General features: G+C 70.5%; 14 protein-coding genes, 2 pseudogenes and 1 riboswitch. Of the genes and pseudogenes, 5 read left to right on the forward strand and 11 right to left on the reverse strand.

Translation table 11 applies throughout. The features are described 5' to 3' along the window. Window positions 1-89: 89 nt before the first annotated feature. Genes cobM through cbiE form a run of 3 tightly spaced genes read right to left on the reverse strand, consistent with a single transcriptional unit; the run spans window position 90 to window position 2,445 of the window. Complete coding sequence (gene cobM / locus ABFB10_RS06865; RefSeq protein ID WP_347165942.1) at window positions 90-884, reverse strand: precorrin-4 C(11)-methyltransferase; 795 nt, start codon at window positions 882-884, stop codon at window positions 90-92. Beyond that, on the reverse strand, window positions 881-1,258 hold the full coding sequence (locus tag ABFB10_RS06870; protein ID WP_347165943.1) for a cobalamin biosynthesis protein: 378 nt from the start codon (window positions 1,256-1,258) through the stop codon (window positions 881-883). The genes cobM and ABFB10_RS06870 overlap by 4 nt, the downstream gene beginning before the upstream one ends. After that, window positions 1,255-2,445: a precorrin-6y C5,15-methyltransferase (decarboxylating) subunit CbiE gene (gene cbiE, locus ABFB10_RS06875; protein ID WP_347165944.1), complete on the reverse strand. Its 1,191-nt coding sequence runs from the start codon at window positions 2,443-2,445 to the stop codon at window positions 1,255-1,257. The genes ABFB10_RS06870 and cbiE overlap by 4 nt, the downstream gene beginning before the upstream one ends. On the opposite strand from cbiE, the gene ABFB10_RS06880 reads away from it, so the two are divergent. Next, window positions 2,444-3,199, forward strand: a complete 756-nt coding sequence (locus ABFB10_RS06880) for a cobalt-precorrin-6A reductase (protein ID WP_347165945.1) — start codon at window positions 2,444-2,446, stop codon at window positions 3,197-3,199. The two genes, cbiE and ABFB10_RS06880, sit on opposite strands and share 2 nt — an antisense overlap. Here the strand turns inward: ABFB10_RS06880 and cobJ are convergent. The 7 genes and pseudogenes from cobJ to ABFB10_RS06915 all read right to left on the reverse strand — a co-directional run bounded on the left by cobJ (window position 3,172) and on the right by ABFB10_RS06915 (window position 11,461). Then, the gene (cobJ, locus tag ABFB10_RS06885; RefSeq protein WP_347165946.1) at window positions 3,172-3,921 is read right to left on the reverse strand and encodes a precorrin-3B C(17)-methyltransferase; all 750 of its coding nucleotides are present in this window, start codon (window positions 3,919-3,921) and stop codon (window positions 3,172-3,174) included. The genes ABFB10_RS06880 and cobJ overlap by 28 nt on opposite strands. A gap of 160 nt (window positions 3,922-4,081) precedes the next feature. Continuing rightward, a complete protein-coding gene (locus ABFB10_RS06890; protein WP_347165947.1) occupies window positions 4,082-4,807 on the reverse strand; it encodes a precorrin-2 C(20)-methyltransferase in 726 nt (241 codons plus the stop codon). Then, a complete protein-coding gene (locus ABFB10_RS06895; protein WP_347165948.1) occupies window positions 4,804-5,433 on the reverse strand; it encodes a precorrin-8X methylmutase in 630 nt (209 codons plus the stop codon). The genes ABFB10_RS06890 and ABFB10_RS06895 overlap by 4 nt, the downstream gene beginning before the upstream one ends. Next, window positions 5,434-6,579, reverse strand: a complete 1,146-nt coding sequence (cobG, locus tag ABFB10_RS06900; RefSeq protein ID WP_347165949.1) for a precorrin-3B synthase — start codon at window positions 6,577-6,579, stop codon at window positions 5,434-5,436. A 58-nt stretch (window positions 6,580-6,637) separates the two neighbouring features. Continuing rightward, window positions 6,638-9,984: pseudogene (gene cobN, locus ABFB10_RS06905) on the reverse strand (cobaltochelatase subunit CobN). A 32-nt stretch (window positions 9,985-10,016) separates the two neighbouring features. Then, entirely contained in the window at window positions 10,017-11,069 is a 1,053-nt protein-coding gene (gene cobW, locus ABFB10_RS06910) for a cobalamin biosynthesis protein CobW (RefSeq protein ID WP_347165950.1), read from the reverse strand. Beyond that, window positions 11,066-11,461, reverse strand: coding sequence for a DUF1636 family protein (locus ABFB10_RS06915; protein WP_347165951.1), 396 nt, complete (start codon window positions 11,459-11,461; stop codon window positions 11,066-11,068). Before ABFB10_RS06915 ends, cobW begins: the two co-directional genes overlap by 4 nt. Window positions 11,462-11,541: 80 nt before the next feature. Next, a riboswitch (cobalamin riboswitch) is annotated at window positions 11,542-11,746 on the reverse strand. Window positions 11,747-11,779: 33 nt separating this feature from the next. Here ABFB10_RS06915 and cobO point away from each other — a divergent pair. After that, the gene (gene cobO / locus ABFB10_RS06920; protein ID WP_347165952.1) at window positions 11,780-12,403 is read left to right on the forward strand and encodes a cob(I)yrinic acid a,c-diamide adenosyltransferase; all 624 of its coding nucleotides are present in this window, start codon (window positions 11,780-11,782) and stop codon (window positions 12,401-12,403) included. Window positions 12,404-12,787: 384 nt separating this feature from the next. On the opposite strand, the gene ABFB10_RS06925 is transcribed toward cobO, so the two are convergent. After that, entirely contained in the window at window positions 12,788-14,833 is a 2,046-nt protein-coding gene (locus ABFB10_RS06925) for an FAD-dependent oxidoreductase (protein WP_347165953.1), read from the reverse strand. A 119-nt stretch (window positions 14,834-14,952) separates the two neighbouring features. On the opposite strand from ABFB10_RS06925, the gene ABFB10_RS06930 reads away from it, so the two are divergent. The 3 genes and pseudogenes from ABFB10_RS06930 (at window position 14,953) to ABFB10_RS06940 (ending at window position 16,671) form a co-directional block, all read left to right on the forward strand. Beyond that, window positions 14,953-15,609 (forward strand): TetR/AcrR family transcriptional regulator, encoded by a 657-nt coding sequence (locus ABFB10_RS06930; RefSeq protein WP_347165954.1) that lies wholly within the window; start codon window positions 14,953-14,955, stop codon window positions 15,607-15,609. 381 nt (window positions 15,610-15,990) lie between these two features. Further along, complete coding sequence (locus ABFB10_RS06935) at window positions 15,991-16,332, forward strand: Lin0512 family protein (RefSeq protein WP_206566249.1); 342 nt, start codon at window positions 15,991-15,993, stop codon at window positions 16,330-16,332. Next, window positions 16,332-16,671, forward strand: a pseudogene (locus tag ABFB10_RS06940) (Lin0512 family protein). Before ABFB10_RS06935 ends, ABFB10_RS06940 begins: the two are co-directional and overlap by 1 nt. Window positions 16,672-16,676: the final 5 nt, after the last annotated feature.

Here is a 16,676-nt window from a genome sequence, read left to right on the forward strand (position 1 = left end):
CGCAGGCCAAGGGGAGCCGCGCCCCCATGTCCCGCATCGCCACCTCAGCCACCGCGCCGTCAGGCATCCCCGCGCCGGTCACGCCCGCGTCAGTCATCGCCATGGCGCCACTCCGACCGGGGGCTCTCCGCCGTCTGCGGACGATAGCGCCGGTCGTAATCCGCCGCATAGAGACGGCTCTCGGCAAAGCCCTCCGCCGCCAGCGCCGGCCCCACGAGGATCAGCGCCGTGCGCGAGATGCCCGCGTCGATATCCGCCTCCAGCCGCACCAGCGTGGTGCGGATCACCCGTTCGTCCGGCCAGGACGCGCGGTAGACCACCGCCACCGGGCAGTCGGCCCCGTAATGCGGCACCAGTTCCGCGACCACCTTCGGCAGGTTCCCCACCGACAGGTGCAGCGCCAGCGTCGCGCCGGTGCGGCCAAAATTCTCCAGCGTCTCGCCCGCGGGCATGGCCGAGGCGCGGCCCTGCGTGCGCGTCAGAACCACCGACTGGCCCAGCCCCGGCAGGGTCAGCTCCTGCCCCAGCGCGGCGGCGGCGGCGGAAAACGACGGCACGCCCGGCGTCACCGTGTAGGGGATGCCAAGGGCCTGCAGGCGCCGCACCTGCTCGCCCATGGCCGACCAGACCGACAGGTCGCCGGAATGCAGCCGCGCCACGTCCTGCCCGGCCTCATGCGCCTCGGCCATGCGCGCGACAATCGCGTCCAGATCCATCGGCGCGGTATTCACCACCTCGGCGCCCTCGGGGCAGTGCCCCAGCACCGCTTCGGGCACCAGAGACCCGGCGTAAAGGCAGACCGGGCAGGCGGCGATCAGGTCGCGCCCGCGCAGGGTCAGCAGGTCGGGCGCACCCGGTCCGGCACCGATGAAATGGACTGTCACAGGCTCTCTCCTCTTCCCGGCCCCTCGGCCAATGCGCAGGTCGCGCTCCGGTCGCTGGAGACCACGCGCGGCGCCATCAGCCGCCCGCCTTCTCCGGCGGCGTAAAGCGCGGCGGCCTCGGCCACGCTGCCCACGCCCCGCTCTTTCAGGCTGGCGCGGGACTGGGTCTCGACCGCCTGCGCCTGCAGCGCCGCCTGCGGGACGGCCACCACCGGCAGGCCCACCCTTTCGGCAAGCGCGACGAAGGCCGTTGCAACGGCCTTGTCCCCCGCCGTGGCGATCTTCTGCGCACGCAACCCGCCCGCCAGTTCCAGCGCCTCCATCAGGGCCTCTTCCGAGACCTCTGAACGAAATCCGAACCCCGCGATGATCATGTCGTCACACTCCATTGAACCACGGGGTATGACGCCTTCCAACCGCGCCGTGTTCCCAGCGCGCCCGCCTCGGCCAGTTCGATGCGCAGAAGCGTGCCGCCCAGCCGCGCCTGCCATGCGGCCAGCAGCGCCTCGGATTCCAGCGTCACGGCATTCACCACCAGCCGCACACCGGGCATCGCGGCCAGCTGCTCCAGAAGGGCCTCGGACAGCCCGCCGCCGACGAAGACCGCATCCGGGCGCGGCAGGTCGCCCAAAGCCTCTGGCGCGCGGCCCTCGACCACCTGCAAACGGTCGACACCCAGCGCGGCGGCATTGGCGCGGATGCGGGCGGCGCGTTCGGGGCGCATCTCGACGGCCACGGCCTGCGTGGCGGGGTGCGACAGCAGCCACTCGATCCCGATCGAGCCCGAACCGCCGCCGATGTCCCACAACATCTCGCCCGCCCCGGGCGCCAGCGCCGAAAGCGTCAGCGCCCGCACGGGTCGTTTCGTCAGCGCCCCGTCGCTGTCGAAGACAGCATCCGCCTGCCCCGAGGCGCGGTGCAGCGCCGCGCCTTCGCCCGCAACCTCCAGCGCGACACAGACCGGGTGGCCGAAGCCCTCAAGCGGGTCTTCCGCCCGCGCCCGCGTCATCCGTTCGCGCGGGCCGCCAAGCGCCTCCATCACCGTCAGGGCCGAGGCGCCGAAGCCCAGGCCGGTCAGGTAGGCGCCAAGCTCCGCCACCGCCGCACCGTCGCGCAGCAGCGCGATCACCCGCTGGCCCCGCGCCAGATGCGGTCGCAGCCGCGTCAGAGGCGCCGCATGCAGGCCAAGGCAGAGCGTGCCCTCCAGCCCCCAGCCCATCCGCGCCGCCGCCAGCGAGAAGGTCGAGACCCCCGGCAGCGCCCGCCACTCATGGGCCTCGAACTCCCGCGCGATCACCGAGCCCGCGCCGAACCAGAAGGGGTCGCCCGAGGCCAGCACCGCAACGCGCCGCCCCGCCAGCCCGCGCAGCAGCGCCAGCCCCTCCGAGAAGGGCACCGGCCAGACGATCCGCTCGGCGCCGCTGTCTGGCACCAGCGACAGGTGCCGCGCCGGCCCCATGACCACCTCGGCATCGGCCAGCGCGGCATGGCTTGCGGGCGACAGGCCTTCCGGTCCATCTTCGCCCAGCCCGATCACGGTCAGCCACGGAGCCTTGCCCATGTCACCCAACCTCCTGATCCTCGGCGGCACCACAGAGGCGCGCCGCCCGGCGGATGCCGTGGCGGCTGCGGGCCACCAGGGCATCGTGTCCTATGCCGGACGGGTCGAACGCCCCTATCCCACCGCCCTGCCGCACCGCATCGGCGGCTTCGGCGGCACCGAGGGCCTTGCCACCTACCTGCGCACGCAGGAAATCACCCATGTCATCGACGCCACGCATCCCTTTGCCGCGCAGATGAGCGCCCATGCGGTCGAGGCCGCGCAGCGCACCGGCGTGCCGCTGGCCGCCCTCACGCGCCCGGCCCGGCAGCCCGGTGCGGGCGACAACTGGCAGGCCGTCGCGGACATTCCCGCCGCCGTCGCCGCCCTGAACGGCCCGCCGCGCCGGGTCATGCTGGCCGTGGGCCGGATGCATCTGGAGGACTTCACCCCGAACCCGCAGCATTTCTATCTCTTGCGCCTCGTCGATCCGCCCGAGGCCGCGCTGCCCTTCCCGGACTGCGCCGTCGAGGTCTCGCGCGGGCCCTTCACCGAAGCGGGTGACCGCGCCCTGATGCAGCGCCACGGCATCGACCTTGTGGTGTCCAAGAACGCGGGCGGCAGCGGCGCGCGGGCCAAGCTGGACGCGGCGCGGGCCACGGGCCTGCCGGTGGTGATGATCGACCGCCCCGCCCTGCCGCCACGGACCGAGCTGCACGAGACCGCAGCGGTTCTGGACTGGATCGCTCATGCCGGGGTGAACCTCGGCGTGTAGACGAAGGGCGCGCCGTCACGCGGGATCACCCGCGTGCGCGAAGACCCCACCAGCACGACAGTCCGCATGTCCGCCATATCCGGCGTGGCGTCCTTCAGGGCGACCACGCGGATCGCTTCCTCGGCGGTAGAGACGGCGCGGGCGAAGATCACCACCCTCTCCGGCTCGCAGGTCTCGTGCAGGACCGCCAGCGTGCGCACGAAACCCTCGGGCCGCGAGGCCGAGCGCGGGTTGTAGAAGCCCATGGCGAAATCGCCCTCAGCCGCCAGCCGCAGGCGTTTCTCGATCAGCGCCCAGGGCTTGAGGTTGTCGGACAGGTTGATCGCGCAGAAGTCGTGGCCCAGCGGCGCCCCCGCCCGCGCCGCCGCCGCCAGCATCGCGGTGATGCCGGGCAGCACGCGGATATCCAGCGCGGCAAAGGCGGGTTCGGCCTCGACCGCCTCGAAGACCGCCGCGGCCATGGCAAAGACGCCGGGATCACCGGACGAGACCACGACCACGCTCTTGCCGCCCTGCGCCATCTCCAGCGCGTGGCGGGCGCGGTCCAGTTCCACGCGGTTGTCACTTTCGTGAAGGGTCAGGCCGGGGCGCGGGGTCACGCGGCGGACGTAGGGGATGTAGCCGACGATATCGGTGGCCTGCGCCAGCGCGTCGGAAACCTCGGGCGTCACCAGCGCCTCGGCCCCGGGACCAAGGCCCGCGATCACCACCCAGCCGGTCATGGCCGCAGTCCTTCGGTCGCGGCACAGGACGAACGCTCCGCAGCCTTCACCGCCAGCGCGCGGGCCGAGACAGAAAGGCCCCGCGCCGCCCGGCTGTCCGCCGCGCGGCGCGGCCTGTGCAAGCAAGCTGCCGCTGGCTGGCGCCTATGCAGGAGAGGGCTCATGGCCGCCGCCCCTGCCCGTGCACGATCACGATGGAGAAATAGGGCGACACCCGGTCAGAGGCCTGCGCCAGCGGCATAACGGTCTGGCCCTCCATGCTGGCGTATTCCACCAGCCAGGCCCGGTCCATCTTGCCCGCCGCCGTCAGGGCCTCGCGGATCTTGGGCAGGTTGCGCCCGATCTTCATGACCACCAGCGCGTCGGAGTCCAGCGCGCCGCGCGTCAGTTCCGCAAGGGGCAGCGTGCCCATCAGCACCGACAGGATGTCGTCGCCCCATGTCACCGGCATCCCCGTCGCGGTCCATGCCGCCGACATGCCGGTGATCGCGGGCACGACACGCACGTCGGTGTCATCCTTGAGCCGCTCGTAGAGGTGCATGAAGGAACCGTAGAAGAACGGGTCGCCCTCGCAGAGCACCACCACCTCTTCGCCCTGCGCGGCCAGCGCCCGAAGATGCGCCACGCAGTCGGCGTAGAAAGCCGAGAGGATTTCGTTGTAGCGCGGATCGGACAGCGGGATTTCCGTCGTCACCGGGTATTCCATGGCGAACTCGACCGCCTCGGGATGCAACATCCCCTCGACGATGCCGCGCGCGCGGCCAGCGCGTCCCGCCTTGCGGAAGAAGGCCACGTGGCGGGCGTTGCGGACCAGCCGGTCGGCGCGCACGCTCATCAGCTCGGGATCGCCGGGGCCAAGGCCGACGCCGTGGATCACGCCGCTCATTCCGCGCGGCTCGCGATGGCGTTGATCGCGGCGACGGTGATGGCAGAGCCACCCAGCCGCCCCCGCACGATCAGCGAGGGGACCGGCAGCGCCTCCCACAGGGCGTCCTTGGATTCGCGCGCGCCGACGAAGCCGACCGGGCAGCCGATGATCGCCGCCGGGCGCGGGCAGTCCGGGTCTTCCAGCATCTCCAGCAGGTGAAACAGCGCGGTTGGCGCATTGCCGATGGCCACCAGCGCGCCCTCCAGCCGGGGCCGCCACAATTCCAGCGCGGCGGCAGAGCGGGTGGTGCCCAGAGAGGCCGCAAGATCCGGCACGGAAGGATCGCGCAGCGTGCAGATCACGTCGTTGTCGGCGGGCAGACGTTTGCGCGTCACCCCTTCCGAGACCATGTAGGCGTCGCAGAAGATCGGCGCCCCGGCTTCCAGCGCGGCGCGGGCGGCCCCCACCATCCCGTCAGAGACCGCGACATCGCGTTCCAGCCCGACCAGACCGGCGGCGTGGATCATCCGCACCACCACCTGCTCGGCATCCGGGGCAAAGCGCGCGAGTTCAGCCTCTCGCCGGATGGTGGCAAAGGACTCGGCGTAGATCGCGGCGCCGTCTTTCTCGTATTCGTAGGGCATTCAGAGGGTCCGGAGGTCGAGGGTGTCAGTGTCAAGGCCACGGTGCGCAGGGTCATCCCACGGGGCGCCGCCCCGAACAAGATCGAATGCACCGTCGCGGCCCGTCAGGGTCAGCGGCGCGGGGCCGGGCAAGGCGCAGCCCTTGGCACAGCCAGAGACATGCAGCGGCAGCGGGGTGACGGCGGCCAGGCGCCGGGCGAGCGGGCGGGTTTCGACGCTGGCCTGCGGGCAGAAGGGCGCCCCGGGGCAGGCGGTGACCCGCAAAAGCGGATCGGCGGGGTCGGTGATCAGGTCGGGGTGCGCCGGGGCCTGCGCCAGCCCGGGGACGAAGAGCATGCGGAAGGGTGTCACGCGGATCGGCTGGCCTGCGTCCAGCGCCCCGGCCAGTGCACGCAGGCTGTCGGTCGAGAACTGCCCGAAGGCGGCGGCGATGCACAGGCCCTCATGCAGCGCACCCGGGTGCGGCGCGGAAGGCGCCTGAACCGGGGCAACCGCTCCGGCCAGATCGGCGGGCAAGGGGTGCGCCGCGACATGCCGCGCCATGCGCCCGCGCCCGTCCGCGCCGATGCCGCCCGAGGCGATAAACCACCGCGTCAGCGCCAGCGCCGTGCCAAGCGCCGCGTCCATGTCGGCCACGGCGCGCCCCGTCGCACAGCCGTCGGCGCGCAGGATCAGCCCCTCGGCCGCGCGTTCGATCCGGATGTCGCCGCTGACATCGGCCAGCCGCCCCGCCCCGGCATCTATGACGAAGCCGAACTTGCCGGGCAGCGCGGCGAACTCCGCGCCCTGCAGCGCCTCGGACAGGGCCATGGCCAGCCCCGCCTGCGCCGGATCGCTGCGGAAGGGGTCCAGCACGATATTGCGATGCGCCTCGGCCTCGGGCGTCTCGTCCAGCAGAGCCAGCGTCGACAGGCCCTCGATCACCGCCGGATGCGCCGCCTCGTCGATGCCGCGCAGTTGCAGGTTCGCCCGGCTGGTGACGTCAATCACGCCCGACCCGTGGCGCTCTGCAAGATCCGCCAGACCCAGCGCCTGCGCCCGGTCGATCTGCCCCAGCCAGGGCCGCACCCGCACCACCAGCCCGTCGCCCGAGCGCATGGGCCGCCACGCGCCGGGGCACCAGCCCTTGATCTCGGGCGCGCTCATGGCGTCACCGGGTTCGTACCGCGCGCTTCGCGACAAGACCGGCTATATCGACGCGCGCTCATTCCGCCGCCTCCAGCGCCGCGCGGATGGCGTTGCGCCGGGTCTGCCACAGGCCCGCCGCGTGCAGGGCGGCAAAGCGATCCTTCATCGCCTGCAGCGCCTCGGGATTGGCCTCTGCCATGAAGGCGCTCAGGTCGTCGTCGCCCAGCGTCGCCTCGTAATAAAGGTCAAAGAGATGCGCGGGCACCACCCCCGCAAGCTGAGCGAAAGCGGCCATGTTCTCCAGCGTCGCGGCGATCTCGGCGGCGCCGCGAAAGCCGTGACGGCGCATGCCCGCCAGCCAGCCCGGATGCGCCGCCCGGGCCTGCACGACGCGGGCGATTTCCTCGGACAGGGCGCGCGCGCGGGGCCGCGTCGGGTCGGTATTGTCCAGATGCCAAAGCCGCGCGCTGCCGCCGGTCACCATCTGCGCGGCGGCAAAGCCCGCCTCGTGGCTGGCGTAGTCCTCGGACAGCAGAAGGTCGGTCTCGGGCAGGTCCTGCGCATGGACAAAGGCCTCGGCCCCACGCACTCGCGCCCGCAGGCCTTCGGGATCGCGCACCGGGTCCGCGCCGTCCAGCGCCCAGGACGAGGCCGCAAGCCGGGCCTCGCCCGCCGCCTGCCGCGCCTCTGCGGTATAGCTGTCGAGCTGCGCGCCCATGGACACGCCATATTGCCCCGGCGCCGGGCCGAAGACGCGCGCGCCCTGCTGCGCCACATAGGGGTTCCAGTCTGCCGCCTCGTCACGCTCGGACAGCACCCGGACCGCCTGCCCGAAAAGCGCGGAGAGCCCCGGAAAGACGTCGCGGAACAGCCCCGAGACCCGCAGCGTCACGTCCACCCGGGGCCGGTCCAGCTCGGCGATGGGCAGCACTTCAAGGCCCGAAACCCGCTCGGCGCCCTTGTCCCAGACCGGGCGCACGCCCATCAGGTGCAGCGCCATGGCGAAGTCCTCTCCGGCGGTGCGCATCGTCGCCGACCCCCATAGATCGACCACAAGGGACCGGGGCCAGTCGCCCTCGTCCTGCAGGTGGCGGCGCACCAGTTCCTCGCCCAGCCGCACACCCTGCGCATAGGCGCTGCGCGTCGGCACGGCGCGCGGATCGACGGCAAAGAGGTTCCGGCCCGTGGGCAGCACGTCGGACCGCCCGCGATAGGGCGACCCCGCCGGCCCCGGCTCGATCCGGCGACCCTGCAGCGCATCCGGCAGCGCGCGCCTCTCGGCCTCGGCAGAAGCACCGGCATCGAAGGCGCCCTGCCCCTCGGACATCCGCCCCCAGACATGCAGCCCGTCGCCGAAGACGCTGTCCTTCACGTCGCAGACAAAGCGGTCGATCCGCGTGATCGCCTCGGCCAGAGAGGTGGCGGCGTCGAGCCCCAGATCCCCCTCGACCCCCAGCGCCTGCGCCTCGTCTCGGATGTCCTGCTGCAGCCGGTCGCGCCGCCGCGGGTCCAGCCCGTCGGCGTTGGAGAACTCGTCGAGCAGGCTTTCCAGACGCGCCAGCCGGTCCGGCGTGCCCGAGGTCTTCAGCGGCGGCGGCACATGGCCCAGCGTCACCGCGCCGATGCGGCGCTTGGCCTGCGCGGCCTCGCCGGGATCGTTGACGATGAAGGGGTACAGTACCGGCAGGGCGCCGGTCAGCGCCTCGGGCCAGCAGGTGTCGGACAGGGCGACGGATTTGCCCGGCAGCCACTCCAGCGTGCCATGTGCGCCGATATGCACCAGCGCATCCGCATGCCGCTGAAGCCAGAGGTAGAAGGCGACGTAGCCGTGGCGCGGCACGCGCGACAGGTCGTGGTAATCGTCGTCCCGGCTCGCGGCCTCGCCGCGCTCGGGCTGCAGCGCGACCAGCGCAGTGCCCAGCCGCAGCACCGGCAGGGTGATCCCCTCGGGCGTCGCGGCGGTATCGGCCTCGGGCGCGCCCCATGCGGCCTGCAGATCCGCGCGCAGCGTCTCGGGCAGCGTGTCCAGCGCCGCCGCGTAATCCGCCCAGGGCCAGACCAGCCGGGCCGCGGCCAATGTTGCCTCGTCCAGCCCGGTTTCGACCGCATGGCCCGCGGCCCGCAGATCCTCCAGCATTGCCCGGGCCGAGGCCACGGCATCCAGACCCACCGCATGGGCCATCTGCCAGTCGCGCCCCGGGTAGGTCGACAGAACCAGCGCCACCCGCCGCGCGTCGGCCGGGACAGCGGCCAGCCGCCGCCACCCCGCCACCCGGTCACAGAAGGCCGCGACACGGCCCGCATGCACCCTGTGCACAACACGCGAGAACTGCAGGTCCGGGTCGCGCTCGCCCGCTTCCTTGAAGGACAGGACGCCGCCGAAGATCCGCCCGTCCACCTCGGGCAGCACCACGTGCATGGCCAGATCCGCCGGGGACAAGCCGCGCTCCGCCGCGTCCCGGGCCTCGCGGTCCGAGGTCGCCAGCGCCGCACTGGAACACCGGCACGCCGCCAGCGTCCAGCGGCGAGGCCCCGCCGCCCGAACGCCCGGAAAAGGCGGTCAGGTTCACGATCACCTCCGGCGCCAGCGCCGCCACCTGCCGCCGCAGCCAGCCCGTGGCCTCCGGCGCCTTCAGCGAGGGCACGAAGAGCGCCGCCACCTCGAAGCCCCGCGCCCGCAGGCCCTCCATCACCGCCTCGACCGGCTCCAGGTCCGCCGCCACCGAGGTAAGACCGGTAGAAGACCACCACCGCCCCGGGTTTCTTCTTGGTCAAAATACCGTCGGGGGGCTCGGCCTGTCCGAGCGGGGGGCAGACAGCCCCTCCGGCAATCGCCCCGAAGGCCACCGCCGGACAGCAGACGCCCTCCTCGGGCGTCCATGCGCCGACCTGCGGCAGGCCCTTGGCGCCTCGCACCGGTCCGGCATAAAGCCCCGAGGCCAGCGCCATCTGCGCCAGCGCCGCCTGCGCCGCCACCGCGCCGCCGCTGTCGCAGAGATGCTGCAACCGGCGCAGCGTGGAGACCGGCAGGGTCGAGACCGCGTCCAGCCGCGCATCCACCCGCCCGTCGGCGGGCAGCACCGCCAGCGCGATGCCCTTCTCGCGGCACAGCGCCTCGACCTGTTGCAACCCATAGGCCCAGTAGGGCACGCCGCCGATCAGCCGGATCAGCACACCCTTCGCCCCCGCCAAGGTCTGCTCGACATAGGTGTCGACCGACAGCGGGTGCTTCAGCGCCGCAAGGTTCGCCAGCCGCAGCGCGGGCATCCGCTTCGCGCCGCCGCCGCGATGCCAGCCCGCCGCAAAGGCCCCAAGGTCCGAGTCCGAGAAGGACAGCACCACCAGATCGCCCGGGTCCTGCGCAAGGTCCCGAGGGGTGTCGGCCTCGTCCAGCCCGTGGCTTTCGCGAAAGATGACATGCATGGGCGTGCGGCGGGCCCAAGGCCCGCCCTACATCAGGCGGCGACCGGCGCCGCGCCAAGGATCGCGCGGATCGCCTCGGGCTTCACGTCGTCATGTTCGGCGATGACCACCACCTTCGAGACCCGCGCCTCACCGGGCTTCCACGGGCGGTCGTACTGGTGGCGCACCCGCGCGCCCACCGCCTGTACCAGAAGGCGCATCGGCTTGCCCTTGACGCTGGCATAGCCCTTGACCCGCAGGATGTTCAGCTCGTTCGCCAGCCGCTCGATGGCGGTGACCAGCTGCTCGGGGCTGTCGAGTTCCGGCAGCTCCACCACGATCGACTCGAAATCGTCATGCTCGTGGTCGTCGTGGCCGTCATGATGCGAGGGGCGCGCGTCCATGTCGTCCTCGGCGGCGGCCTCCAGCCCGAGGATGACGCGCGGGTCGACCACACCCTCGGCAACCTCGACCACCGGCAGCACGCGCGGCGCCTCGGCGGCGATGATCGCCTTGGCCCCGGCCACACCCTCGGGACCGGCAAGGTCGGGCTTGGTCAGCAGGATGATGTCGGCGCAGCTGATCTGGTCCTCGAAGACCTCCGACAGCGGTGTTTCGTGATCGAGGCTGTCGTCGGCCAGCCGCTGCGCGTCCACCCGCGCCACGTCGGGGGCGAAGCGGCCCGAGGCCACGGCCTCGGCATCGGCCAGCGCGATCACGCCGTCGACGGTGATCTTCGAGCGGATATCGGGCCAGTCGAAGGCCTTCAGCAGCGGCTTGGGCAGGGCGAGGCCCGAGGTCTCGATCAGGATGTGATCGGGGCGCGGCTCCAGCGCCATCAGCGCCTCGATGGTGGGGATGAAATCGTCGGCCACGGTGCAGCAGATGCAGCCGTTGGCCAGTTCCATGATGTTCTCGGCGGGGCAGTCGGGGATGGCGCAGCCCTTCAGGATCTCGCCATCCACGCCGACATCGCCGAATTCGTTGACGACGACCGCGAGGCGCTTGCCGCCCGGGTTCTGCATCAGGTGGCGGACCAGCGTCGTCTTGCCGGAGCCGAGGAAGCCCGTGATCACGGTGACGGGCAGTTTCGAAAGATCGGTCATTCGGCAGGCTCCTGCGTTTGCGGGGTCAGGGGTGGGATGCGCGCGATGCAGTTGCGCTTGAAGTGCTCGGGACGCTGGCGCCACGGGATCAGCCCGTCCGCCGTCTGGTGATAAAGCGACGCGCCTTCCAGCAGCATGTCGGAATGCGACGCCTCGTCGACATTGCCGAACACATAGGTCCAGCGGTCGCCGCCCCGCAGCGCGACGGTGCAGCCGAGATCGCAGTTCTGCAGGCACTCGACGGCGGTGACGCGCACGCCTTCGGGCGCGTCCCGCGCGGTGATCTCGTCGTACAGACGCTGTCCGGGGCGGCGGTCGTCGGCGGGGACGTCCATGCCCTTGCGGCATTTCACGCAGACAAGCAGTTCGGTCGGGGCAGTGGGCGCGGTCATCGTCTCTCCTGTCCGGGGGGATGACGGGCGCGGCCCTTCGACAGGGACCAATCCCGACACCGGCACACCCCGTCCGGTCTCAAAAGCTCTTCTCGCTGGCAGGTCTCCCGGCTTGCGGATCTCGGGCCTTGCGGCCCAGCGGTCCCCGACCTTCCCGGCGCGATGCCAGTGGCGATGGGGCCCTTTCCGGTTCACGGTCGCGGGGGCGGCTGCGCCTGACCCCGCACGGGGCTGCACATTCCCTTTTCACCTGTTTACACAGGCACCAGCAGGGTGCGAGATGCGCCCATTCGCCCCGAGTTGTCAAGGAGAAGCGCCATGTCCGACACGGTCACCCCCGAAGAGCAGGCCCGCCACGCCGAGAAGATGAAGAAGATCAAGGCGGCGCGCGATCGGATGATGGCAGGCAAGACCGGCGAGAAGGGGCTGATCATGGTCCACACCGGGCCGGGCAAGGGCAAGTCCTCCTCGGGATTCGGCATGGTGATGCGCTGCATCGCCCATGGCATGCCCTGCGCGGTGGTGCAGTTCATCAAGGGCAACTGGATCACCGGCGAGGCCGAGATGATCCGCGAACGCTTTGCCGAGGAATGTCGGTTCTTCGTCTCGGGCGAGGGCTTTACTTGGGAAACCCAGGACAAGGCCCGCGACATCGCCGCCGCTCAGGCCGGGTGGAAGATCGCGAAGGAACAGATCCTCGACCCCGAGATCCGCTTCGTGCTGCTGGACGAGATCAACATCGCGCTGCGCTACGATTACCTCGACATCGACGAGGTGGTCGATTTCCTGCTGCACCAGAAGCCCGAGATGACCCATGTCTGCCTGACCGGCCGCAACGCCAAGCCCGAGCTGATCGAAGCCGCCGACCTGGTGACCGAGATGACGCTGGTCAAGCACCCCTTCCGCGACGGGATCAAGGCGCAGAAGGGGGTGGAGTTCTAGGCTCCCACCGTTCCTAGTGCGGCGTTTCGCGGGCCGGGCAAGGCCAAGCGGGTCGTCGCCCCCTTGGATCGTTTCGCACCAAGGCGCGCAGCGACCGTGCCGCGCGATCCGGCGACCTTGCTCCCGGGTCGGCTCTCCCGGCGGCGCTGCCCAAACGATCCGATGGCCATGCCGGAGCGTTGTCTCTGCCGACAGCCCCGTCCGCCCGTCATCTCTCCCGACGGCCCTGCCCCTGCGTTGCCTCCCCTGCGCGTCTTCCCGTCCGGCGGCGCTGCGCTTGCGTCGCCCCGTCCGGCGGCGGCTGGACGCTGGAGGCAGTCCCGCCGCCCGCCGCGCCCCCGGCCCCATGCCGGGATGCGGTGAAGGGCCCGGGATGCGCGGCGGTCAGATGTCCTTCATCAGCCTCAGCGCATCGTAGATCGCCGCGTGGGTGTTGCGGGCGCTCACCGCGTCACCGATGCGGTAGAGCGCGAAACCCCCGTCCGGGTTGCGCGTCAGCTCCTGCGGCTGGCCGTCGATCAGCGCGTCGTAATCCACCGCGCCGCCGTTCGAGGACAGCGGCTTCAGCTCGAAATACAGCTCGTCCATCGGCAGGGTGCCGTAGTTCACCACCACCTGATCGTAGGTCTTTTCGGTCTTCAGGGCGCTGTAATCGGTGCCGATCACGGCCTTCAGCCGGTTGCCGTCGCGGGTCACGTCCTTGAGGCGGCGGGTCACGGTGAAGGTCACGTCCTTGTCCTGCAACGCGCGCATGTAGGGCACGAGGTTCATCGCCATGATGTCGGGCGCGAAGGTCCGGTCGGGGGTCATGATCTCGACCGTGCTGCCCGCATTGGCGGCAACCTCGGCGGCCATGACACCGGGATGATCGCCGCTTTCGTCGTAGATCAGGATGTTCTGGCCGGGCTTCACGTCGCCCGCGATGATGTCCCAGGCGGTGACGACCAGATCCTGCTCCTTGCCGCTTTCGAAAAGTTCGGTGTTGGGCAGGCCGCCGGTGGCCACGATCACCACGTCGGGGTTCAGGGCAGTGACGTCTTCGGCCTCGGCCCATGTGTTGAAGCGGAATTCCACGTCGCGCGCCGCGCATTGCGCCATGCGCCAGTCGATGATGCTGATCATCTCGCGGCGGCGCGGGTTCAGCGCGGTCAGGCGCACCTGTCCGCCCGGGTCGGGCTGCGCCTCCAGCACCGTCACGGCATGGCCGCGCTCGGCGGCGACGCGCGCCGCCTCGAGCCCGGCGGGACCGGCGCCGACGATCACCACCCGCTTGCGGGTCGACGCCGGTTCGATGGTATGCGGCATGGTCAGTTCGCGGCCCGTGGCGGCGTTGTGGATGCACAAGGCATCGCCCGCCTGATAGATCCGGTCGAGGCAGTAGGTGGCGCCGACGCAGGGGCGGATATCGTCCTCGCGCCCCTCCACGATCTTCTTGACGATATGCGGGTCGGCCATGTGGGCGCGGGTCATGCCCACCATGTCCAGAAGCCCCGCCGCAACCGCATGGCGCGCCGTCGCCACATCGGGGATCTTGGCGGCGTGGAAGGTGGGCATGCCGGTGGCCTGCTTGACCCGACCGGCGAAATCCAGATGCGGGGCGTTCTTCATGCCCTGGATCGGGATCAGGTCGGTCATCGCCGGGTCGCTGTGGATCCGGCCCCGCACCACGTTGAGGAAATCGACCATGCCCGAGGCGGCAAGCCGCCCGGAAATCTCGATGCCGTCCTCTTCGGTGATGCCGCCCGCCTCGGCCTCGTCCGCCGTGTAGCGCAGCCCCACGATGAAGTCGTCGCCCACCCGCTTGCGGATGCCACCCAGCACATCCATCAGCAATTGCATCCGCGTGTCCAGCGTCTGGCCGCCGTAGGGGCCATCGAGGTCATTGGTCAGCGGCGACCAGAACTGGTCCAGCAGGTGGCCGTAGACCTGCAACTCGATCCCGTCCATGCCGCCTGCCTTCATGCGCTCGGTCGCATCGGCGAAATCGGTGATGATGCGCTCGATGTCCCAGTCCTCGGCCCGCTTGGGAAAGGCCCGGTGGGCCGGTTCGCGGTGCTTGGAGGACGACACCGAGGGCAGCCAGGCCCCCTTGTTCCACGCCGTGCGGCGGCCAAGATGCGTCAGCTGGATCATCACCGCGCAGCCGTGGTCGTGGCAGGCATCGGTCAGCTGGCGGATCCACGGCACCACCTCGTCGCGATAGGCGAGGATATTGTTGAAGACCGGCGGGCTGTCCTTGGACACCGCCGCAGACCCCGCCGTCATCGCCAGCGCCACGCCCGCCTTCGCCCGTTCGGCGTGATAGGCGGCATAACGCTCCTTGGGCATGCCGTCCTCGGGGTAGGCCGGTTCATGGCTGGTGGTCATGATCCGGTTGCGCAGGGTCAGGTGCTTGAGCTGGTAGGGCTGAAGAAGCGGATCGCTGGACATGGCTGTGCCTTCTTGCTGAATGGCGGCACTTTTCGGGAAATGTTCACTTGTGTCAACAAAAAGATCACTAGTGTTTATTTCCTTGTACAGACGCGGTCCCGGGGATAATCATCGCGGCCATGACGACACAGGCAGAGCCCCCCCACCCCGAGGAAAAGACCAGCGGCTGGCGCGGCTCGCGCGAGGTCTGGTTGCAGGCCGCGCAGGCGGCGCTGATCGCCTCGGGGGTCGATGCGGTGAAAATCCAGCCGCTGGCCAATGGCTTGCAGCTGTCGCGCACCAGCTTTTACTGGTTCTTCAAGGATCGAAAGGCCCTCTTGGATGCGCTGCTGGAGGAATGGGACGCCAAGAACACCGGCGCCTTCGTCGAGGCCAGCGCCGCCTATGCGGAGACGATCTCCGAGGCGATCCTGAACCTGATCGCCGTGTTCCTGGACGAGACGGCTTTCGAGCCGCAGCTGGACTTTGCGATCCGGGGCTGGGCGCATAAGTCCGAGGTCGCAGCGGCGCAGATCCATGCCGCCGACGAGGTCCGCATCGACGCGATCCGGGCGATGTTCGCGCGGTTCGGCTTTGCCGCAGACGAGGCAGAGGTGCGCGCCCGCACCGTCTACCTGACCCAGATCGGCTATATCTCGATGCAGGTTTCGGAAAGCCTTGCCACCCGGATGCAGCGCACGCCCGGCTACGTGAAGACCTTCTGCGGCACCGCCCCGACCGCCAGCGAACTGGCCCGCTTCCACGCCCGGCTGAGGTTCGACCCGGCGGCGCCCTGACTGCGGCGGGCCATGGGCGCGCAAAGCCTGCGGCCATGGCGCGGACGGATCAGCGGGGCCTCTGGAAAGGCTTCACGGCCCGACGGCCTGACCAGGCCACCAGAGCGGGACGCCACCCTCGGGCAGCTTGGCGCGGACAGGATGCCAGCAGGCCCGGCAGGCGCGCCCCGGCAGGCGGTTTCCGCCGCGACGCGTGTTGTTCCTCCGCCGCCCTGCCGATGAACCTCCTGCCCCCCTTGCCGCAGGTTCCGCAGGGCCCGGAATGACCGCCCCGTCGAAAACCGGGCACCGCTGCGCATCCTTGTGGCCGATGTCCTTCAACAGGCTGCCGTCCCGCGTTATAGATACGACGCACGCCGCCAGCTTCGAAGGATCCGCCCCATGCCCAAACGCCTTCTGACCGAATTCGGCATGGGCACCTCGCTCCGCCGGCAGGACTATACGCAGGCCGCCTGCCGGGGCGTCGAGAACGCGCTCTGGCACAATTCGATCAACCTCGCCGAGCTGTTCGGCAAGGAGAAGGCGGATATGCACATCACCGTCGACGTGGGCGTGCAGCAGCCCGAGCGTGTCGACGTGGCGAAGGTCGCGGCGGTCTTTCCCTACGGCACCGTCTCGGTCACCGTGACGAAGGGCGGGCTGGACGTGCCGCGCCCCGATGGCGACGGGCTGCCGACCGTCATGGCGAATGTCGCGATCTCGGTCGCGCTGGAGGGCATCTGATGCAACGCTTCATCATCGAGATGGGCATGGGCAACGACCTGCACGGCATGGACTATACCAAGGCGGTCGTACCGCGCGATCGAGGATGCGCTGCGGCACTCGTCGATCCCGCTCTTCGGCGCGCTGGGGCTGGACCATGCCGAGATGCGCGTGCAGGTCACCGTCGCCGTGCAGGAACCCGAGCGTGTCGACTGCGCCGCCCTGACCGCCCGCCTGCCGCGCGGCAAGGCCGAGGTCCGCGCGGTGCACGGCGGGCTGAACGTGACCAATCCCGACAGCAAAGAGGTCACGGTCATCGCGCAGGCCGCCGTCGAGGCCTTCCTGCCCAAGCAGGTCTGAGCCGT

The organism is Ponticoccus litoralis, from assembly GCF_039769985.1.
Lineage (GTDB): Bacteria > Pseudomonadota > Alphaproteobacteria > Rhodobacterales > Rhodobacteraceae > Ponticoccus > Ponticoccus litoralis.